The following is a 20,094-nucleotide window of genomic DNA, read 5'->3' as shown; positions in this document are numbered from 1 at the left end:
TTCGAGCCGCCGGGCCCGGGACGATCGGCGAGGACGGCAATGGCCGCACCGGCGCGGGGTTTCAGTGCAGGAACATCGCGGGGCGCGGGCGCAGGTGGCGCGGGCGGTCGGCGCGGCGCAGCGGGGTGAGCGCGGCGAGGATGGCCAGTGCGGCGAACGGGAGCAGATCGAGATCGACCGTGATCGCGGCGATGCCGGCACCGAAGAGCAGCGGCGTCCAGACCGGCAGGCGACGGGCGGCGACCAGCAGGCCGAAAAGGATCAGCGTGCCGAGCGGGAAGAGCATCGGGCCGGCGATCGCCAGCACGTTCGGGATCGGCGCGGCGTCCCGCACGGTGGCCGAGAGGTCGCCGGCGATCACCCAGAGGAAGCAGAGGACGCCGGCGAACGTCATCGAGGCGGCCGTCGTGGCGAGGCGGTGGCGCTGCGGGAACTGGGCGCGCAGCCCCGCGGCGAGCACGCCGAACAGCGCCATCGCGGCGAAGAACGCGACGTGACCGGCGTTCCAAAGCGGGCCGGGGCCGCGGTGGCCGTCGAGACCGTCGGCGAATCGGAGGACTCCGTAGAGCAGGAGCAGGACCGGAGCGGCGAGGGCGGCACCGCGGACGACGACCGGGTTCGATGTCATGCGCCGACGCTATGACCGGCGCGGGGGCGGGAGCACCGGCGCATTCCCGGAGGCGACCCTGATTCCCGCCCTCAGGGATGTGCGTCACCACCCCTAAGGCCTCTCCGGATATTCCTATCGCTCAGATAGGAATGCTATGCTCGCCGCCACGGGGCCGGTGGCCGGAGCAGCGGAGACGCCGAAAGGCGCTCCGACCGCATCCGGCCCCACCCCGGCGACGGCGCTCGACCGGCCGCCCGGACGACCGACAGCTGAACAGACCGACAGCCGAACAGAGAAGTTACTTCCCGAGCGCCTGCGGAGGCATCGCGTGACAAACCTGACCGAGCAGGCCGCCGAGGAACTCGTCACGGCGCGGGCGTTCGCTCCCGGCCTGCCGGGCTTCGTCGGGGTCGCGGTCGACCTGCTGCTCGATCCGGCGTCCGCGCCGGCCGGTCGGCGCCCGCTGCGGCACGGCTTCCTCGACGCGCGGTCGTCGCGGGTCGCGGTGGTCAGCGCGCCCCCGTCGCCCGGGCTGGAGGTCGCGCTCCGGCGGATGTCCGACGACCTGGCCGCCGCGACCCGGGTGATGGATCAGCACGGGCTGACCGTGCTGCCGTTCGCGACCGAGGCGAGCCCCGCGGACCCGCCGCACACCTATGCGACAGGCACCGCCGGCATCCGGATCGGCCTCGAGGCGGGCCCGGACGACGACGGCCCGCTCGGGCTGCGGCGCCGCTGGGTGCTCGCGCACAACCTCGCTCCGGTGCTGGCCGCGGCGTTCGCCAACGCGCCGCTGCGCCACGGCCGCCCGACCGGCTGGCGCAGCGTCCGGCAGGCCCTGCGCCGCGATCTCGCGGTCCTGCCGGGTCACCCCGGGAACCTTCCCGTCCAGCGCATTCCGGACACGCTCGCGGCCGGCTTCGGGCCGGGGTCCGCCATCGATCCGCGTACGGCGTGGGCCGCCCACGTCATGGACTCGCCCACGATCACCGGTCGCAGCCTCCGCGAACGTTTCCGCACCGGCGCCCGCCTGACCGCGAACGATCTCGACCGTCACCTGGCCGGCCTGCGCCCGCCGGTCGCCGCGCGGGGTCACCTGGAGATCGACGTGGTGGACAGTCAGCCCGGCAACGGCTGGCGCGTGCCGGTCGCGGTGATCACGGCGCTGCTCGACGATCCGCGGGCGGCGCAGGAGGCGTACGCGGCGACCGCGCACCTGGCCGGCGAGCCGCTGCTGTGGGAACGGGCCGCCCGGGACGCGCTCACCGATCCGGTGCTCGCGGACGCCGCCCGCGCGTGCTTCCTCGCGGCCTATGGTGCGCTGGCCCGGCAGGGCGTGAGTCGTACGTTGCGGGATGCGGTCGCCGACTTCACCGAGACGTATGTGAACCGCGGCCGCTGCCCCGCCGACGACCTCCTCGACCACACCGTCCGCCCGGTCTGACCCGGCCCCCGCCGACCGGCTCGACGACCGCACCTCGGTCCCAGCCGGACGGCGACGGGGTCCGGGGTGACCTCGACCCGCCACGGAGGTCGCCCTGGAGGGGTTTGCGTTCTGGGCCGGTCACGGCCCTGCGAAGCCCGTAAGGGTCCCCGCGGGAGCGGCGGTCCGGACCACAGCGGACCTGGGACACGAAGAAGTTGATCTTGGGTGGAAAGACTTCATCGACGGCCACCGGGGTGTTGCCCGGGGTTCATCCGGTCTCCCTAACGTCCGGCCACATGGGAAAGATCGTCACTCGCACGCTTGCCGGCGCCGGCGCGCTGGTCCTCGCCGTGACCCTGACCGGCACCGCGTCGAACGCGGGCAGCCACTCGAAGGTCACCACCCCGACCCTGACCGGCTGGGCGTCGCTGCCGGCCGGCACGTTCGTCCCGGGCAGTGAGCCGTCGGGCGCGCTGGCCACCGGTGACCTGCACGGGTTCACGGCGCCGTTCGCGGACCAGCCGGTGCAGGGTTTCTCCGGGATCGTCGACAACCACGACGGCACGTTCGACGTGCTCTCCGACAACGGGTACGGCAACCAGGCCAACTCGGCCGACTTCCTGCTGCGCATCCAGAAGCTGGCCCCGGCGTTCGCGACGAACACGGTGGACGTCGTCGGCGGGCTGAACCTGACGGACCCGAACAGGCACGTCCCGTGGAAGCTGGTCCGCGACGACCGGGTGCTGACCGGCGCGGACTTCGACGTGGAGTCGATCGTCAAGGCGAAGGACGGCACGTTCTGGATCGGTGACGAGTTCGGGCCGTACCTGCTGCACTTCGACCGGGCCGGGCGGCTGCTGACCGCGCCGATCGCGCTGGACGGCGTGGTCGCGCCGGAGACCGCCGCGCGCACCGGCGTTCCCGCGACGACGACCAGCAGCAAGGGCTTCGAGGGGCTCGCCTACTCGCCGAGCGGGCGGTACGTCTACGGCCTGCTGGAGGGCACCGTGAACGGTGACACCCCGGGGCAGTTGCGGCTGAACGAGTTCGACACGCGCAAGCAGGCGTACACCGGCAAGCGCTACGCCTACCGGCTGGAGTCGGCGTCGAACGCGATCGGTGACGCCATCGCGGTCGACGACAACCGCTTCCTGGTGATCGAGCGGGACGGCGGGCAGGGCGCGACCGCGAAGTTCAAGCGGCTCTACCTTGCCGACAAGCGGGACCGCGACCACGACGGCCTGCTCGACAAGACGCTGCTGGTGGACCTGATGAACATCGCCAATCCGCGCAAGCTGGGCGGTTTCGGGACGACGTTCACGTTCCCTTTCCAGACCATCGAGGACGTCGTGATCCTCGACGACACCCATCTCGCGGTGCTGAACGACAACAACTTCCCGTTCTCCAGCGGCCGGACCGAGGGCCAGGCAGACAACAACGAGTGGATCACCATCGAGCTGCCACGGCGGCTGCACGCCGACCGGGACCTGCTGCGCTGAACGCCGAGGACGGGGTGGGGCGCGGTGGCCTCACCCCGTCGTCGATACGGAATCGACACCGCCGCGAGTACGGAAAACGATCCTTGCTGGGATAACGTCCCGGCGTGAACGAGGAGATTCCCGGGCAGCCGGTTCCGGCGCCCGGTCCGGCGCTACAGCCGGCTGATCCGTTGGCCCCGGCACCGCTCGCTAGTGATCCGCTGGCGGCACCGCCCACGGTGCCGCTGAGCCCGCCCACGGTGCCGCTGAGCCCGCCCGCGACTCCGCCGACAGCGCCGCTGAGCCCGGCGGCCGCCGAGTCCGCCCCGCCGACAGCGCCGCTGAGCCCGGCGGCCGCCGAGTCCGCCCCGCCGACAGCGCCGCTGAGCCCGCCGCCTGGTGAGTCCGCCCCACCGACGCTGCCGGTTTCCGGCCCGGTGCCGGCTCAGCAGCCCGCTTACCCGCCGACGGCCGCGTTCCCGCAGCCCGGCATCGTCCCGCCGGACGCCTTCCCGGCACCCGGTGGATATCCGCCGCCGCCGGGCCAGCCCGCGGCCTACGCTCCACCCGCCTACCCGGCGCCCGGCGGACACGCCTACCCGGCATCCGGCGGCCCTGCCTACCCGGCGCCCGGCGGATATCCGCCGGCGGCCTATCAGGCGCCCGGGGCCTATCCCCCGCCCGGCGCGTACCCGCCGCCGGGCTACGCGGGCTATCCCATGTTCGGCCCGCAGGGAAAGCGCGACCTCAACGCCGCCGCCGTCGCCGCGCTGGTCTTCGGCATCCTCGGCGGCGTCCTGTTCAGCGTGATCTTCGGTTTTCTCGGGCTGTCGCAGATCCGCCGGCGCGGCGACCGGGGCCGGGGTCTGGCGATCGCGGGGCTGAGCCTGTCCGCGTTCTGGACGGTGGCCATCGCCGCCGTGGTCGCGATCAGCGTGCTCACCGGGGACACCACCGCGACGACCACACCTGACGTCGTCGCGACCGGCCGGCCCACCGTGGAGGCCACTGAGGAGCCGACGACCGCGCCCACCGCGGAGGACGACGGCACGACACAGACCGAGGACCTTGTTCCCGGCGACTGCATCAGCGAGATCACCGACGACACGAGCGCGGACGAGTTCACCGTGGTCTCCTGCAAGGTGTCGCACGGCGGCGAGGTGTACGCGACGTACACGTTCCCGAAGGGCACCTATCCGGGCGAGCCGAAGGTCGAGTCGGAATCCCAGAAGCGCTGTGACAAGGCGCTCGACAGGTTCGCGGTCGGCAAGTTCGCCAACGCGAAGTACTGGTACATCTACCCGACGCAGGCCCTGTGGACCTCGGATCGCAAGGTCACCTGCATCGCCGCGCCGAAGTCCGGCAAGTGGACCGGTTCCATGGTCACCAAATGACCTTCGCGTGACCCTTCGTGTGACCTGAGTCATAGCACCTCACGACACCGCTCCCCTGCTCCGTCTCGCGGTAAAACACCTCGGGAAGGGGCAGGGCAATGCACAGGATCGTGGTCATCGGCGCCGGATATGCCGGCATGCTCGCGGCGGTCAGCCTGATCGGGCGGACCCGCCGGCGCGACGACGTGTCGGTCACCGTCGTGAACGCCACCGATCGTTTCACCGAGCGGCTGCGGCTGCACCGGACCGCCACCGGTCAGGACCTGCGGCAGCTGGAGATCGCGCGCCTCGTCAAGGATCTCGAGGTCGGCTGGGTGACCGGAATCGATCTCACGGCGCGGACCGTGCGGATCGACGACGAGCGGGAGATCGGGTACGACACGCTGGTCTACGCGCTCGGCGGCTCGGCGGACACGGCGGCGGTGCCGGGAGCGGCCGACCACGCGTACACCCTGGACTCGGCGAACGACGCGGACCTGTTCGCGCGCCGCCTCGCCGGGATGAGCGACGGCCGCGTGCTGGTCTGCGGCGGCGGGCTGACCGGGCTGGAGGCCGCCACCGAGATCGCCGAGCGGTACCCCCGGCTCACGGTGCACCTGCTGGGCCGGTCCGAGCCTGGCAAGGACCTCGGGCCCAAGGCCCGCGACCACCTGCGCTCCGCTCTTCACCGACTCGGCGTCTCGGTCGAGGTCGCCGAGATTGCCGCGGTACGCCGTGACGGCGCCGCCCTGGCCGACGGCAGGCTCGTTCCGGCCGACGTGATCCTGTGGACCAGCGGCGTGCGCGTGTCGCCCCTGGCGGCCAAGGCCGGGCTGACCGTCGACGATCGCGGGCGGATCGTCGTCGACGCCGCGCTGCGGTCCGTCTCGCACCCGGAGGTCTGGGCGATCGGCGACGCGGCCGCGATCACCCAGCGCTACGGGGTGATGCACGGCACCTGCCAGGGCGGCATGCCGACCGGCGCGCACACCGCCGCGCAGATCGTGCGGGAGCTGACCGGGAAACCCGTCAAAGCGTTCCGGTTCGGGTACTACCACGCACCGATCAGCCTGGGCCGCCGGGACGCGGTCGTGCAGTTCACCCACGCCGACGGTTCCCCCGGGCGGGCGGCGCTGACCGGACGGGCCGCGGTCTGGTACAAGGAGACGGTGAGCGATGCGCCGTGGCCCGTGTTCCGCCGCGCCCTGCGGATGCCCGCCTCGGCAATGGCGTGGCGCCCGTGACCGTCTTCGATCAGTACCGGAATCTGCTGTTCTCGGTGGCCTACCGGATTCTCGGCAGCGCCGCCGACGCCGAGGACGCGGTGCAGGACACGTGGCTGAGATGGTCGGCGGCGGATCGGAGTCTAATCGCCGACCCGAAGGCCTATCTCGTACGGATCGTGTCGAACCTGGCGATGGACCGGCTGCGCGCCGCCAAGCGGGAGGCCTACGTCGGCCCGTGGCTGCCCGAACCTGTCCTGACCAGCGGTGACGTGCCGGACGTCGCGCCCGCCCTGCTGCTCGTGCTGGAGAACCTGACACCGCTGGAACGGGCCGTGTTCGTGCTGAAGGAAGCGTTCGCGTTCAGCTACCAGGAGATCGCCGAGGCGGTCGAGCGGTCCCCGGAGAGCGTGCGGCAGACGGCGCACCGGGCGCGGGAGCACGTGCGGGCCGAACGTCCCCGCTTCCCGGCGGACCGGGACCGGCAGCGGGCGGTGACCGAGCGCTTCTTCGCGGCGGCGTCCGGCGGCGACATCAACACGCTGATGGAGTTGCTCGCGCCGGACGTCACGCTGTGGACCGACGGCGGCGGCAAGGTGCGCCAGGCGATGCGGCCGGTCCACGGCGCCGAGCGGGTCGCGGCGTGGCTGAGCGGGGTCGGCACCCGGCCGTACCAGGGGGTGCGCCCCGACCAGATGGTGGCCGCGCTCGTCGACATGAACGGCGGGCCCGGCCTGGTGATCAGCGGCGCCGGCCGGGTCATCGGCACGATGACCCTGGACCTGGACGACGACGGCCGGGTCGCGGCGATCCTGAACACCGCCAACCCGGACAAGCTGGCGGCTGTTCAGGGAGGTGTCCTGCGGGACCTGTGAGACTGTGGCGGTCCCGCCGCGATCAGTGGTCCTGGCGGGCCTTGCGGCGCTCGCCGATCTCCCACGCGATCACGTACTGCCGGATCATCTGCGCCAGCGGGTCAACCGTCTTGAAGATCAGCACGACGTGGTGGCCGGGCTCGTCGGCGGCCGGGCGAACCGCGTAGACCTTGCCCTTGATCTCGGCCTCGCCGTTACCGAGCCAGACCAGGGCGCGCATGTAGTCGCCCTCCTTGAACATCTTCGCGTCCGGCACCCAGAAGCGCAGGCCGCCCTCGCTGATGTCGAGCATCCTGCCCTGCAGGTACTGCGGGCCCCACTCGCCGAACAGGCGGATCGGGGCGCCGGCGCCACCACGGGCGTACTCGCGGCGGTTGCTGATCGTCGGCTCGGCGGTCGGGAACAGCGTCCAGCGGAACGGCGCCTCGTCGCTCACGCCCTTGAGCAGCACCGGCATCACGACGCGGGTGCGCGGCGGGACCCAGAAGGCCTCGAACTCGTAGCCGGGCAGGAAACCCGTGGGGCCGGTCGTCTCCAGCGGCGCCGCCACGCTGAACGTGTCGTCCTCCACCGACTCCAGCCGGGACCGGAAGTTCACGCCGTCCCCGAGAGCCAGGAACATCGGGGCACCGATCTCGGGAAGCTCCATCACACGTCGGCCTTTCACCTCGCCTTGGCCCGCACCGCGCGGGTCGCCATCCAAAGTCGGCTCGGCGCCGGGCGACGTAAGAGGTCGCAACGTTGCTATCCGGGTAGCGGCCCGCGACCTCCGCCGCCGGTCCCGGTCGCTGCCGCCGCCCCCGCTCCGCCGACTTCCCAGACCCGTCCCGCGGTACGTCGTGAGCCCGGCCCCTTGACGTCGCGCCCGCGAGCGCCGCCGTGGTCAAGCCCGCAACGCGGGTTGCGGTCTGCACCGCGCCCGCGAGCGCCGCCGTGGTCCGGCAGCGCGGGTTGCGGTTCCGGCTGGTCCTCATGGGCGTTATGAGGCACGAATAACGTCCATGAGGACCAGCCGGAACCTGGCGGCGCGCTGCTACCGGGACCACCAGCGGCGTCGCGGACTCCGGTCGGCGGCACTCATCGACGGGCTCGGGCCGGCGGCACTCATCGACGGGCTCGGGCCGGCGGCACTCATCGACGGGCTCGGGCCGGCGGCACTCATCGACGGGCGCGGGGCGGCGGCAGTCGTCGACGGGCTCCGGCCGGCGGGACTCGGCGGCGGGCTCGGAGCGGTGACCGGGGTTTCTGCTCTGAGCGGGAGCACCCACGGAGATCGCCCTTGCGGGCTGGGCGTTCTGGGCGCGCCAGCGCCCTGCTCGGCCCGGAAGGGTCCCCGCGGGAGCGACGATCTGGACCACAGCGGACGCAGGCAATGCTGAAGTTGATCTTCTGGTTGAAGCGTCAGCCGCGGACCAGCGACAGCACCGTGTCCATGTTCTTCAGCTTCTCGGCGCCGGTGCCGAGGAAACCGTCCGGGATGATCAGCTCGTCGAGGCCGGCGGCGCGGTACTCGGCGAAGGTGTCGGCGAGCTTGGCCGGGCTGCCGCCGATGACCGGCATGGGCAGGCCTTCCGGGAGCGGGCCGTCGACGACGGTGAGCGCCTGGGCGGTGCGGGCGATCGATTTCGGGTCGCGGCCGCGTTCGGCGCAGAAGCGGTCGATGATCGCGGACTTGTGGGCGATCACGTCGGGCAGGCCCCAGGTGTTCCACTGGTCGGCGTACTGCGCGACGACGTCGAGCATCCGCTTCTCGCCCTTCGCGCCGATCATGATCGGGAGCGGGTCCTGCACCGGTTTCGGCTCGCAGACGGCATCGGTGAGCTGGTAGTACTCACCTGCGAACGTGGTGCGCGGGGTGCGCAGCAGGCCGTGGATCACCTGGAGCGCCTCGACGAAACGGTCCAGGAGCTGCCGGGTCTGGGGCAGGTCGATGCCGTACTGCTGGTGCTCGTTGACCTGCCAGCCGGCGCCGACGCCGAGCGTGAACCGGCCGCCGCTGATGTGGTCGACGGTCGCGGCCATGTTGGCGACGACGGCCGGGTGACGGTAGGTGTTGCCGTAGACCAGGGTGCCGATCCGGACGCGCGGGACGGCGGCGGCGAGCGCGGCGACCAGCGAGCCGGCCTCCAGCGTCGGCGCGAGGGGGTCGCGGCCGGGGCCGGTGTTCGGCATGAAGTGGTCGGCGATCCAGATGCCGTCCCAACCGGTCTCTTCCGCGTGACGTCCGGCCTCGAGGATGCCGGACCAGGACTGACCTGCACCAGGCCAGATGGAGATGCGCATACGGTAACCCTATCGTTGCCCGATTCCATCAACAGGTGCCTATTAAAGCGATGACTACAGTCAGCCGACGACAGCTTCTGGCGGGGGCGGCCAGCGCGGCCCTCGTGCGGCCCCCGCCCCGACCACCACGCCGGCCGGGCGCACCGGGCTCGACCAGGGCACCGACCTGGCGGTCCGGTTGTCGCCGGACGGCAAACGGATCGCGATGGACCTGGTCGGCGTGCTGTGGGTGCTGCCCGCGCCGGGTGGGCGGGCCCGGCGCCTGACCGGCGACCTCTTCGACATCGCGCAACCGGACTGGGCTCCGGACGGCTCGGCGATCGCGTTCCAGTCGTACCGCACCGGGTCGTTCGACCTGTGGACGATCCGGCCGGACGGCTCCGGGCTGCGCAAACTCACCAGCGGGCCGTTCGATCACCGGGAGCCCCGCTACTCTCCGGACGGTCGCGCGCTGGCGTTCTCCGGCGATCGTGGCGGCAGCTACGGCATCCACCGGCTCGACCTGGCCTCCGGCGCGATCAGCACGATCACGGACACGAGCCTGGAGGAGTACGAACCGGCGTGGTCACCGGACGGGACCCGGATCGCGTTCGTCGTCGCGAACACCCGGATCGACGTGGTCTCGCTCGTCACCGGCGCGCGGTCCACCCGGGTCGAGGCGCCCGCCGGCCAGGTCATCCACGGGCCGGAGTGGACCCCGGACGGCTCGGGCATCCTCTACCAGGTCACGCTCGACGGCCGCAGCGAACTGTGGCGCGACGGAAGACCCGAGATCACCGGCGAGGAGGTCTTCCCCTTCCGGGTCTCCTTCGGCCCGGGTGGCGAGCATTTCGGGTACGGGTCGGACGGCGTCATCCACCGCCGCGCGCTCGGGTCGGCGAGCCGGTCGGCGATCGGCTTCTCCGCGGCGGTCACGCTGACCACGCCGGACTACCGCAAACGCCGTCGCGACTTCACGTCGCCACAGCCGCGGCCGGTGCTCGGGATCGGCAGCCCGGTGCTCTCACCGGACGGGCAGTCGGTGGCGTTCCGCGCGCTCAACGACATCTGGACGATGCGGATCGGGCAGCCGCCGCGCCCCCTCACCAAGAATCCGACCTGGTGGAAGTCGGATCCGGCGTAGTCGCCGGACGGGAGGTACCTGTCGTACTCGACGGACCGGGGCGGCAAGCTCGACATCTGGCTCCGCGACCTGACGACCGGCGAGGACCGGCAGTTGACCGCGCTGCCGGGCGCGGCGGCGGTCTCCGGGAGCTGGTCGGCGGACAGTTCCCGGCTGGCGTTCCTGGACCAGACCGGGGCGCTGTACACGGTCGAGGTGGCGAGCGGGGCGGTGCGGAAACTGTTCACCGCCACGTTCGAGCCGGGGCGGCCCAGCTGGTCGGCGGACGGGCGGACCATCGCGCTCGCCGCGATCGTGCCGTACTCGGCGCGCTACCGGGAGGGGCTCAGCAAGATCCTGCTGGTGGACACCGTGACCGGGGCCGGGCGGTACGTGGACCCGCTGCCGTCGCGGTCGCTGCAGACCCGCGGGGACGACGGGCCGGTGTGGTCGCCGGACGGGACGCGGATGGCGTTCGTCGTGGCCAGCGTGCTGTGGGTGGTGGACGTGCACCCGGACGGGACGTTCGCGGGGACGCCCCGGCAGGTCACGGACGAGGTGACCGACGCGCCGAGTTGGAGCGGGGACTCGTCGACGCTGCTGTACCTGAACAACGGGCGGCTCCGGCTGGTGTCGGCGCGGGGCGGGCGGCCCCGTGCCGTACCGCTGCAACTGACCTGGGCGAACACCGCGCCGCGCGGACGGACCGTGATCCGCGCCGGCCGGCTGTGGGACGGCGTGAGCCGGTCGGTGACCCGCGACGCCGACGTGGTGGTCGAAGGGCATCGGATCGTCGAGGTCACGACGCGCTCCACCGCCGACGGGCGGGTGGTGGACGCGCGGGACTCGGTGCCGGCACGGGATCCACGCGACCTCGCACTACCACTATCCGGCCTTCGCGTTCGGCGGGGACGGGCAGGAGCACGTCGGGGCGACGAACCGGTTCGGCTATTCGCGGACGGTGACCGCGCTCGGGTCGGCGTACTCCGACGTGGCCCGGATCTTCACCGACAGCCGGGCGACACTGACGCCCACCCTGTTCGGCGCGGTCGTGCTCCTGGGTGACGACGACGGGCTGGTGGAGGACGTCCGGGCCCGGACCCTCTACCCGAGCTGGGAGTGGGCCGCCCTGCGCGCGATCGCGGACGGCGCCCGGACCACGGACCAGACCGTCAACCGGCGCAACCTCGCCCGGCAGGTGGCCCACGTGGCGCGGGTCCTGCGCGGCGGCGGGCGGGTGATCACCGGGACGGACTCGCCGATCTCACCGAACGCGGTCAGCACCCACCTGAACCTGCGCGCGATGGTGGCGTACGGCATGACGCCGTGGGAGGCGCTGAGCACCGCCACCCGGATTCCCGGGGAGTTCCTCGAGGAGCCGATCGGGCGGATCGCCCCCGGGTTCTACGCCGACCTGGCCATTCTCGGCGGCGACCCGCTGATCGACATCGGGCAGGCCGCGAACGTACGGCAGGTGATGGCGGCCGGGGTCCTGCACGACGTGCCCTCGCTGCTGGCGCCGTTCGTCTCCGCCCGTGCGGCGCTCACCGAGAGCACTGTCGTGGGCGATCCGGCGTCGGCCGCGTTCTGGTGGCACGACCCGGCGTACGTGGAGCACAGCCGGCACGCCTGCTGCTCGGACGTAATCTAGGCCGGTGATCTTGCCGCTCGACCCGGCCCAGGCCAGCGCCGCCACCGAACTGATCAACCTCGTCTACCGCGAGTCCGAGAAGGGGCTGTGGCAGGACGGGACGACCCGGACCACCCTCGCCGAGGTGACCGCCCTCGCCCGGGCCGGCGAGCTCGTCGCCGACCTGCGGGACGGGCAGCTCGCCGGGGTGGTCCGGGTGCAACGGATGCCGGACGGGTCCGGCGAGTTCGGCATGCTCGCCGCCGACCCCGCACGGCGCGGCGAAGGGATCGGCGGCGGGCTGATCCGGTGGGCGGAGGACTTCTGCCGCTCGCGGGGCGACCACACGATGCGCCTCGAACTGCTGGTGCCGCGGGAGTTCCGGCTCGCGTCGAAGGAGTTCCTGCACGAGTGGTATTCGCGGCTCGGCTACCGGATCCTGCGCGTCGGTCGTCTGGAGGAGCAGTATCCGCAGCTCGCGCCGCTGCTGGCCGGTCACGCCGACTACCGGGTCTACACCAAGCCGCTGTAACCCGGTCAGTTGTTCCTACCCACGCGTCCTGCGGTCGGCCATCCGATCGACTGCCTGTTTCGCCTCGACCAGGCCGACACCGTTCTGCTTCCGGTAGGTGCGGATGGCCTCGACCGTCCGGCCCTGCTCCAGGTGCTCGATGACCTCCGCCTCCCCCGGCGCGGCGATGCCGAGATGCTCGATGATCAGGTCGAGCTTGCGCTGAACGGCCTCCAGCTGGACCGTCGAACTGCGCCTCTCCTGGACCCATGCACCGGCCGCGGCGGCGAGCGACCCGATTGTCGCGATGACGAGCAGAGCTGCTTCCCAGGAATCCATCGGCCCATTCCATCAGCGCGACGCAACACCGCGGGACGGCCCCGGGTTGCTCACGGGACCGCATCGACCGTACGCGCGGAGGGCTTGAAGGTCTTCCGGTAGGCGTGGTGGATCAGGGCGAGCGCCGCGAGGGTGAAGACGGCGTTGCCGAGCTGGTCGAGGATGACGGCGGCCGCGCCGACCGGGGATTCGACGAACGAGTGCCAGGCGTACGTGATCAGGGCGCCGCTGCCGATCGCCCAGTAGTGCCGGCTGGTCCAGCCCTGCCTCGCGGACCAGATCGCGATCAGGGTGAGGTAGACGGCGACGTTCACGACGAAGATCACCACCGTCGGCCAGGTGGGCACGTCGAGCAGAGTCATGCCCTGGTAGACGGCACCGGCGACGAGCGTCGTGAGCAGGACGATCCAGGCGTTTGGGGCGGCGCCGGTGCGCGGGCGCACCGTGATCGGCAGGAGAAGTCCTGCGGCGATCAGCAGCGCCAGGACGATTCCGGTGACGGTGAACTGGGCGGCGGTCGCGGTGTACGGCCACATCGACATGTTCATCGCGATGCTGATCGCGATGCCGATCACGAACAGGACGGCGGTCACGATCAGGCCCCGGCGGCCCAGCCAGGGGGTCGTGCGGCGCTCGCCGGAGATCACTTCCATGATCAGGATCGGCGCGCAGATGCTCCAGAACACGTGGAGGCCGACGACGAAGAGGGTCCACGGGACGGCGATGCCGAGCGCCGGGAGGTAGCCGTCGACGAGAAGGTGCTGGTCGGCGTAGTTCGGGTTGAACAGCGACTGGGTGGTCAGCCCTTCCTCGAGAACGCCGTAGCCGACGGCCAGGATGATCATGTTCGGCCATCCCAGGCCGCGACGGCGGGCCAGCTCCCGGATCAGGAGCGCGCCGCCGCCGTAGAGCGGGGCCAGCACGAGCACCGCGGGAAGGAACGTGATGGGCAGATTGCCGAGCAGGAACTCGGCGACGAGCGGGGCGAGGAAGAACAATCCGGCAGGGAGCATGTCTACACCAGACCATCGCCGGGACGCCGCAACCTGGGCCGGATATCAGGACCCTTCGATGACAGATGTCAGGTGGGCGCGGCAGCGCGGCCATTCCGGGGCGATGATCGAGTAGAGCGCGGAGTCCCGCAACTGCCCCTCCTCGCCCGGCGCCCACGAGCGAGCACGCCCGCCTCGACCCTCGCGAGCTGTGCGTCGAGGTAGTCGTCGACCTCCTCCGACCGGGGCACCCAGGTGAACCGGTAGGAGTCGCGGTTCTCCTCCGCCGCGATCGCGAGGTCCGCCGCGTGGCGCCTCTCCAGGGGCTCGAGGCGGACCAGGCGCCCGTCGAGAACCGGCGCGTCGAGCTTCTTGAGCAGCACGGAGTGATCCCTTTCGCGGCTTACCCGGCGCACCGCGCGCCCGGGTCCGGTCATCACCCGGGGCACCCCACCCACGAACTGGAGGGTTGCCGGCCAGCAAGCCGGGGCTTCGCGCTGGCACTCATGACTTGACTGGCACGGTATCAGGCGTCGCGACCGCAGCAATCGTGATGAACGCCTGAACTGCTCTTTCAACTCCTCGGTTGACACTTGTCGGCGAGTCGTCTACTGTTCCTTTCAACCGACGAGTTGAAACGAGGGACACGATGCCGGCGGATGAGCTGTCGCGGGTGTTCTCGGCCCTGGCGGATCCGACCCGCCGGGACATGGTCGCGCGGCTGGCCGACGGAGACGCGACGGTCAACCAGCTCGCCGAGCCGTACCGGATGTCGCTCCAGGCCGTCTACAAGCACCTCAAGGTGCTGGAGGAGGCCGGCCTGGTGAGCAGGCCGCCGGGGCCGCAGCCGCGATCGGTGCGGCTGGAGCGTGACGTGTTCGACGAGGTCGGCGGATGGATCGAGCAGTACCGGCGCCGGGCCGAGGCGCGCTACCAGCGCCTGGACGTGGTGTTGCGAACCATGCAGGACGGGAACGAGCCGAACGAGCAGAGGAGCGCGGGACAATGACCGAGGCACAGATCGAGGCGGACAAGAACGTTCCGATCATCCGGATCACCAGAGACTTCGCGGGTACGCCGGAGCAGCTGCTCCGGGCGCACACCGACCCGGAACTGTTCGCGCAGTGGTGCGGGCCGGACACGACGACCGTGCGGATCGACCACTGGGACGCGAGGAACGGCGGCTCCTGGCGGTACACGGCGGTGCGCGGCGACGACGAGTACGGCTTCCGCGGCTGCTTCCACGAGGCCGGCCCGGAGCGGATCGTGCAGACGTTCACGTTCGAGGGCCAGCCGGACAGTGTCGCCCTGGAGACCCTGACCTTCGAGGACCTGGGCGACGGACGGACCCGGCTGCACGCCCAGTCCCTGGTGGACAGCTTCGAGAGCCGGGACGCGTGGCTCAAGAGCGGCATGGAGACGGGCGTCAACGAGGGCTACGCCAAACTCGACACCCTCCTCACCAAGCGCACCGTCTGACGTTGTCCACAGGGCGACCTCACCAAGGGCACCGTCTCAGGTTGTCCACAGGGCGTGAGCGAGCCGGGCGGGAATTCACGATCCTGTCAGGATGCCGCGCAACGCCACCGTTCCCGCGTCCCTGACCACCGCGCCGTTCCGGGGTTCCACCGCCGTGGACGCGGGAACGATCAGCTGGAGCATGTTGAAGGGTCGGGTGTGGATTCGCCTCCTGCCCGACGTCTACATCTTCGCCGGCCTGGCCGTGGATCATCGGGTCAGGTGTGCCGCCCGCGGGTTGATCATGCCCGGGGGCACAGCGATCGGCGGGCCGAGCGCCGCCCACCTGTGGGGCGCGGATCTCCTGCAACCCGACCCACCGGTGACCGCGGTCGCCCCTCGTGACGAATGGATGAACCGGCTCCGCCGGGTCTCGGTGCATCACACCGTCCTCGGGCCGGAGGATGTCACCGAGCTCGGCGGGTTGCCGGTCACGACGCCGGAACGGACCGCCTTCGACCTCGGCCGGGCGGCTTCCGCGCCCCGACGCGCTGGTGCTGATCGACGCGATGCTCCACCGGGGGATTCTCGACGCGGGCGCAGTCGTGGAGCTGACCCGGCGCCGTGCCCGGTGGCCCGGGGTCCCGCTGCTGCGGGGGACGATGTCCCTGGCGGACGGGCGGGCGGAGTCACCGATGGAGACGCGCCTGCGGCTGCTGTTCCACGATGCCGGGCTGCCGTCGCCCGAGCCGCAGGTCGAGGTACGCGACGAGTCCGGGCGCCTGGCCGGGCGGGTGGACCTCGGCTGGCAGGCAGCCCGGGTCGCCGCCGAGTACGAGGGTGACCACCATCGGGAGCGCGGCCAGTTCCGCCGTGACATCGCCCGGGTCAACGCCTTGCGCCGGCTCGGCTGGACGGTCCTGCGCTTCACCGCCGCCGACGTCATCCACCGTCCCCGGGAAACAGCCGAAGCCGTGCGAGCCGAACTCGCCAAGCCCCGCCGACGCGGCCCCGAGCCGAGCCCCGCCGACGCGGCCCCAGGCCGAACTCCCCAAGCCCCGCCGACGCGGCCCCAGGCCGACGAGCGGCTCGGGGTCCCGGCTGGTTCTCATGGGCGTTATGAGGCACGAATAACGCCCATGAGAACCAGCCGGGACCGCGACCCGCGGCAGCCACCGTGACCCGAAGCGGGCCTCGCGCATGAGGTGGCGGGGCGGGGCTAGGGGCGTACTGCGGCAATCGCGAGGGTGCGGGCGGCGGAGCGGGAGAGGAGGGCGGCCTGGAGGGCGGGCCGCCCTGGGGTCAGAAGAGGTCGTCGAAGACGGCGACGCGGTCGAAGGACATGGCGTGCTCGCGGGCGCGGATCTCCATGGCGCGCTTCTCGGACTCGGGCATGTCGAGGAGGACCCGGTCGAGGGTTTCGGCCAAGGCGTTGATGTCGCCGGCCTCGACGATCACGGCGGTGTCGCCGACCGCTTCGCCGGTGCCGCCGGTCAGGGTGGTCACGATCGGGCCGCCGCCGGCCAGCATCTTCTCGGCCAGGGCGATGCCGAACGTCTCGACGAAGTCCGGCTCCGGCTTGGTGGGCAGCACGTAGGCGGCGCACCCGGCCATGAGCAGCGGCTTCTCGTCGTCGTCGACGTCGTTGAGGAAGATGATCCGGTCGTCGTCCCTGGCCATCGCGCGGACGTGGTCGAGCGCGGGCCCGTTGCCGGCGACGACCAGCGGGATCTTGTCGCGCGCCTGCATCTGGCCGTACGCGATGACCAGGTCGTAGATTCCCTTGGCCCGCGCGACCCGGGACAGGAAGAGCAGGTACTTGCCGCGTTCGAGGCCGCGCTTCTGCAGCGCCGCGTCGATCGTGTCCTCGTCGAGGTCGAGGAAGGCTGACGAGTCGATCGGCGGGTAGCTGACGGTGACCCGCTCGCGGCACTGCTGGGCGAAGGTCGTGCCGCAGTGCCGGTCGACCTCCTCGGCCGAGGCGATGATCTCGTCCTTGGTGTACTCCGAGACCGCGACCACCTCGTCGCTGGCCAGGAACGTGGTCATCAGGACGGTCGCGGCGCCGACCCGGCCCTCGCGCAGGCAGGAGCGGATGACGTTGGTGACGTCCGACCCGACGGCCTTGGCGATCGTGTGCACCTGCGGGTCGAAGCCGGCGGCGCGGGCCGCGGTGACCGCGTCGTTGATCACCTGCGTGTGCGGGACCAGGTACATCGACAGGCAGACGGTGGGCACGCCGTCGCTGAGCAGCTCGACCAGCCGGCCGGTGAGCCCGGCCAGGTGCCGGCCGTCGGGCACGCGGTAGTCGCCGACCGCCTCGGGGCGCTCGACGGTGATGCCGTCGCTGTACGGCAGCAGCCGGTCGAGCGGCTTCAACGGCAGACCGGCGGCCTGGAGCGTGGGGATCGGCCAGGTGAGCAGGCGTACGTCGTCGAAGCCCCGGGTCAGGGCCACTTCGGCGAGGTTGCGTGCTTCGCCCGAGTGTCCGCAGATAACCGGGTCGGCGCGGACCGCGATCACGAGTCTCCGAGTAGGACGGCTCATGGTCATTCCTTCTTACGTCGCAGGAGGCTGGTGAAGGGTGAAGGAGTGGGACGGCGGGCGGTTCCCGCGGCCCCACGCCGATGGTTCGGGGCCGAGCTTGAGATGCAGCCGGCCCCCGCGATGCACGTCGGTCGCGGACAGGTGCGCCTGGTCGAGGGGCTTGCCGTTGAGCGTGGCGGACTGAACGTATTGAGCCGGCGGGTCACGGTCGAGGCCGTCGACGCCGATCGGGGTCTCGCGGTGCCCGCTGGTCTCGATGATGAACTCCTCGTCACCGACGCGCAGCGCGGCCCGGGCGAACGCGGGCGTGTTGACCAGGAAGAGGTTCTGCCCGGCGACCGGGAACAGGCCCAGCGACGCCCAGACGTACCAGGCGCTCAGGCCGCCGGAGTCGTCGTTGCCGGGCAGGCCGCCGGGGCCGGTGCCGAACTGCCAGGTGAGCGCGGCGTGCACGATCTCGGCGGTGCGATCGGGGCGGCCGGCGTAGTGGTACGCCCACGGGGCCTCCATGTCCGGCTCGTTGTTCAGGCCCTCGAACCGGTTGAGCGCGTACCCGAGGGCCATCTCCGCCGGTTGCGGGCCGATTCCGGGCTGCTTGACGGGTTCCGCGCCGTACCCGAAGAACCGGTCCAGCTTGTCGATGAAGCCGGCGTCGCCGCCGGAGAGCTCGATCCGCGCGGCCATGTCGTGCAGCAGCCGGAACGAGTAGTTCCACTTGCCGCCCTCGTAGAACTCGGAGTCGCGCAGCAGGCCGGTGGACGGGTCGAACGCGTTCACCCACTGGTGGCTGCGGCGTTCCAGGTCGTCGGCGAGCTTGCGGTCGTTGAGCGCGCGGGCGACCTTCGCGGTGCAGTGGTGGGCGTACGCGAGGTCGAGCGTGTGCGTGATCGGGTGGACCAGGCCGTGCTCGAAGAAGTCCTCGCCGTACATCCGGCGCAGGTCGTCGACCATGTGCACGAGCGCCCAACCCCAGTCGACGCCGCCCCGGCCGAGCGCGTGCGCGTCCGCGATCGCGGTGTGGGCCAGGGCCGAGGCCTGCCGGAAGAACCGGTCGGCGCCGCGGGCCATCCGGTAGCCGATCGGGAAGTTGCCCTCCTCCTCGCAGACCCGGATCAGCGACTCCAGCAGGTCCATGGCGCGGTCCGGGGCGATCGCCTGCAGCAGCGGGATCTGCGTCTTGTAGATGTCCCACATGGTGCAGATGTCGAACGCGTACGGCCCGGAGTTGGGCCAGAACGGGCTCTCGTCGTCGGCGAAGCACGGCTTGATCAGCGAGTGGTAGAGCGCTGTCGCCATCACCGTGCGCCGGGCCGGGGTGCCGCCCTCGACCTGCACCCGGTCGAGGTGGTCCCGCCAGCGGTGCCTGGTGCCCGCCCGTACGCGCTCGAAGGCCGGCTCGGCGTCGGTGCCGCACTCCCGGTGCAGGTTCCGCTTGGCCTGCTCGTGGCCGCGCAGCGAGAAGCCCATCCGGACCTCGATGGTCTGCCCGGCCCGCGCCGAGCCCATGAACAGCAGGCCGAACGGGCGCAGCGTGGTGCTCCGGATGCTGTCGAAGTCCAGCCTGGTGCCGCCGGGGATCAGGCGCCGGTCGTACCAGAGCATCTGCCGCCACCCGGGGGTGTCGGCCTCCAGGTAGACCGAGAGCGGCACGCCCTCCATCACCACGGTGCCCTGCGCGCAGCCGTGGCCCATGCTCTCCACCTGCGCGCGCAGCGGAACCGTGCGGCCCAGGTCGATCGCGAGGCCACCGCACGACAGGTCGATGACGACCCGGGCGGAGTGATGGTCGGGGAAGGTGTACCGGTGCACGGCGACCTTCTCCCCCACGGTGATCTCGCTGCGCACCCCGGTGTCGAGGTTGGCGGCGTAATACCCGGGCTCGGCGCGCTCGTCGTGCAGCGCCCAGGACTGACCGAGATCGTCCAGCGGCTGGACCATCGGGGTGACCCGCACGTAGTTGTAGTACTTGCGGATCGCGCCGGTGCCGGACTGCTGGAAATGGGTGAAGCCGGAGGCCTCGGTGCGCTCGAACATCTCCTCGGGCACGCCCTCGGTGTTCTTCGCGTACCGGCCGTAACCGGTCGGGTAGGCGCCCGAATAGGCGCAGGCGCTGACCATGCCCAGGGGCGAGGTCGCGCCGGGATGCGTGTTGCCCACCTGCGGCTTCGGCCACCACCAAGTGGCGGCCAGACCGTGTGCCCTAGGCAGGTCGGTCGCCGCGGTGCCGATGAAGGGATCTACGTTGTC

The 20,094-nt window shown here is 71.5% G+C and carries 20 protein-coding genes and 1 riboswitch; of the genes, 12 read left to right on the top strand and 8 right to left on the bottom strand.

Annotation, left to right across the window (positions count from 1 at the left end):
• Nucleotides 1–61 precede the first annotated feature (61 nt).
• A complete protein-coding gene (locus Acy02nite_RS30325; protein WP_203747213.1) occupies nucleotides 62–628 on the bottom strand; it encodes a hypothetical protein in 567 nt (188 codons plus the stop codon).
• Nucleotides 629–938: 310 nt separating this feature from the next.
• Here Acy02nite_RS30325 and Acy02nite_RS30320 point away from each other — a divergent pair, with 310 nt between their 5' ends.
• The 5 genes from Acy02nite_RS30320 (at nucleotide 939) to sigJ (ending at nucleotide 6,985) form a co-directional block, all read left to right on the top strand.
• A complete protein-coding gene (locus tag Acy02nite_RS30320) occupies nucleotides 939–2,054 on the top strand; it encodes a glutamate-cysteine ligase family protein (RefSeq protein ID WP_239175354.1) in 1,116 nt (371 codons plus the stop codon).
• Nucleotides 2,055–2,332: 278 nt separating this feature from the next.
• Nucleotides 2,333–3,535 carry an esterase-like activity of phytase family protein gene (locus Acy02nite_RS30315; protein ID WP_203747208.1) on the top strand — a complete coding sequence of 401 codons (1,203 nt, stop codon included), beginning with the start codon at nucleotides 2,333–2,335 and terminating at the stop codon, nucleotides 3,533–3,535.
• Nucleotides 3,536–3,639: 104 nt separating this feature from the next.
• Nucleotides 3,640–4,908 carry a DUF4190 domain-containing protein gene (locus tag Acy02nite_RS47295; RefSeq protein WP_203747205.1) on the top strand — a complete coding sequence of 423 codons (1,269 nt, stop codon included), beginning with the start codon at nucleotides 3,640–3,642 and terminating at the stop codon, nucleotides 4,906–4,908.
• A gap of 98 nt (nucleotides 4,909–5,006) precedes the next feature.
• Nucleotides 5,007–6,131 carry an NAD(P)/FAD-dependent oxidoreductase gene (locus tag Acy02nite_RS30305; protein WP_203747203.1) on the top strand — a complete coding sequence of 375 codons (1,125 nt, stop codon included), beginning with the start codon at nucleotides 5,007–5,009 and terminating at the stop codon, nucleotides 6,129–6,131.
• Nucleotides 6,128–6,985, top strand: coding sequence for an RNA polymerase sigma factor SigJ (sigJ, locus tag Acy02nite_RS30300; RefSeq protein ID WP_239175352.1), 858 nt, complete (start codon nucleotides 6,128–6,130; stop codon nucleotides 6,983–6,985). Before Acy02nite_RS30305 ends, sigJ begins: the two co-directional genes overlap by 4 nt.
• Before the next feature lie 22 nt (nucleotides 6,986–7,007).
• Here the strand turns inward: sigJ and Acy02nite_RS30295 are convergent, their stop codons facing one another.
• Nucleotides 7,008–7,634: a PilZ domain-containing protein gene (locus Acy02nite_RS30295; RefSeq protein ID WP_203747185.1), complete on the bottom strand. Its 627-nt coding sequence runs from the start codon at nucleotides 7,632–7,634 to the stop codon at nucleotides 7,008–7,010.
• A 752-nt stretch (nucleotides 7,635–8,386) separates the two neighbouring features.
• Complete coding sequence (locus tag Acy02nite_RS30290) at nucleotides 8,387–9,268, bottom strand: TIGR03560 family F420-dependent LLM class oxidoreductase (protein WP_203747182.1); 882 nt, start codon at nucleotides 9,266–9,268, stop codon at nucleotides 8,387–8,389.
• Between the two features lie 205 nt (nucleotides 9,269–9,473).
• On the opposite strand from Acy02nite_RS30290, the gene Acy02nite_RS30285 reads away from it, so the two are divergent.
• The 4 genes from Acy02nite_RS30285 to Acy02nite_RS30270 all read left to right on the top strand — a co-directional run bounded on the left by Acy02nite_RS30285 (nucleotide 9,474) and on the right by Acy02nite_RS30270 (nucleotide 12,532).
• Nucleotides 9,474–10,391: a PD40 domain-containing protein gene (locus tag Acy02nite_RS30285; RefSeq protein ID WP_203747165.1), complete on the top strand. Its 918-nt coding sequence runs from the start codon at nucleotides 9,474–9,476 to the stop codon at nucleotides 10,389–10,391.
• Between the two features lie 93 nt (nucleotides 10,392–10,484).
• A complete protein-coding gene (locus tag Acy02nite_RS30280; RefSeq protein ID WP_203747149.1) occupies nucleotides 10,485–11,435 on the top strand; it encodes a TolB family protein in 951 nt (316 codons plus the stop codon).
• A complete protein-coding gene (locus Acy02nite_RS30275; protein ID WP_203747131.1) occupies nucleotides 11,332–12,021 on the top strand; it encodes an amidohydrolase family protein in 690 nt (229 codons plus the stop codon). The genes Acy02nite_RS30280 and Acy02nite_RS30275 overlap by 104 nt, the downstream gene beginning before the upstream one ends.
• Nucleotides 12,022–12,025: 4 nt before the next feature.
• The gene (locus Acy02nite_RS30270) at nucleotides 12,026–12,532 is read left to right on the top strand and encodes a GNAT family N-acetyltransferase (RefSeq protein ID WP_203747114.1); all 507 of its coding nucleotides are present in this window, start codon (nucleotides 12,026–12,028) and stop codon (nucleotides 12,530–12,532) included.
• A 15-nt stretch (nucleotides 12,533–12,547) separates the two neighbouring features.
• Here the strand turns inward: Acy02nite_RS30270 and Acy02nite_RS30265 are convergent, their stop codons facing one another.
• From Acy02nite_RS30265 to Acy02nite_RS30255, 3 genes are all read right to left on the bottom strand, one after another.
• Nucleotides 12,548–12,850 (bottom strand): hypothetical protein, encoded by a 303-nt coding sequence (locus Acy02nite_RS30265; protein WP_203747097.1) that lies wholly within the window; start codon nucleotides 12,848–12,850, stop codon nucleotides 12,548–12,550.
• 50 nt (nucleotides 12,851–12,900) lie between these two features.
• Entirely contained in the window at nucleotides 12,901–13,863 is a 963-nt protein-coding gene (locus tag Acy02nite_RS30260; protein WP_203747093.1) for a hypothetical protein, read from the bottom strand.
• A gap of 68 nt (nucleotides 13,864–13,931) precedes the next feature.
• On the bottom strand, nucleotides 13,932–14,225 hold the full coding sequence (locus Acy02nite_RS30255) for a hypothetical protein (RefSeq protein ID WP_203747090.1): 294 nt from the start codon (nucleotides 14,223–14,225) through the stop codon (nucleotides 13,932–13,934).
• An 11-nt stretch (nucleotides 14,226–14,236) separates the two neighbouring features.
• Nucleotides 14,237–14,354, bottom strand: a riboswitch (SAM riboswitch).
• A 137-nt stretch (nucleotides 14,355–14,491) separates the two neighbouring features.
• On the opposite strand from Acy02nite_RS30255, the gene Acy02nite_RS30250 reads away from it, so the two are divergent.
• From Acy02nite_RS30250 to Acy02nite_RS30240, 3 genes are all read left to right on the top strand, one after another.
• Nucleotides 14,492–14,851: an ArsR/SmtB family transcription factor gene (locus Acy02nite_RS30250; RefSeq protein WP_203747087.1), complete on the top strand. Its 360-nt coding sequence runs from the start codon at nucleotides 14,492–14,494 to the stop codon at nucleotides 14,849–14,851.
• A complete protein-coding gene (locus Acy02nite_RS30245) occupies nucleotides 14,848–15,321 on the top strand; it encodes an SRPBCC family protein (protein WP_203747084.1) in 474 nt (157 codons plus the stop codon). The genes Acy02nite_RS30250 and Acy02nite_RS30245 overlap by 4 nt, the downstream gene beginning before the upstream one ends.
• Nucleotides 15,322–15,854: 533 nt before the next feature.
• Nucleotides 15,855–16,481 carry an endonuclease domain-containing protein gene (locus tag Acy02nite_RS30240; RefSeq protein WP_203747081.1) on the top strand — a complete coding sequence of 209 codons (627 nt, stop codon included), beginning with the start codon at nucleotides 15,855–15,857 and terminating at the stop codon, nucleotides 16,479–16,481.
• Between the two features lie 121 nt (nucleotides 16,482–16,602).
• Here Acy02nite_RS30240 and Acy02nite_RS30235 read toward each other — a convergent pair whose 3' ends face one another.
• Together Acy02nite_RS30235 and Acy02nite_RS30230 are read right to left on the bottom strand one after the other, a co-directional pair.
• Nucleotides 16,603–17,847, bottom strand: coding sequence for a glycosyltransferase (locus Acy02nite_RS30235; protein WP_203747078.1), 1,245 nt, complete (start codon nucleotides 17,845–17,847; stop codon nucleotides 16,603–16,605).
• 12 nt (nucleotides 17,848–17,859) lie between these two features.
• Nucleotides 17,860–20,037: a GH92 family glycosyl hydrolase gene (locus Acy02nite_RS30230; protein WP_239175370.1), complete on the bottom strand. Its 2,178-nt coding sequence runs from the start codon at nucleotides 20,035–20,037 to the stop codon at nucleotides 17,860–17,862.
• Nucleotides 20,038–20,094 lie beyond the last annotated feature (57 nt).

Origin of the sequence: Actinoplanes cyaneus (assembly GCF_016862095.1) — a bacterium.
GTDB lineage: Bacteria > Actinomycetota > Actinomycetes > Mycobacteriales > Micromonosporaceae > Actinoplanes > Actinoplanes cyaneus.
The sequence above is the reverse complement of the archived record's forward strand: the minus strand, read 5'-3'. Positions and strand labels throughout refer to the sequence as shown.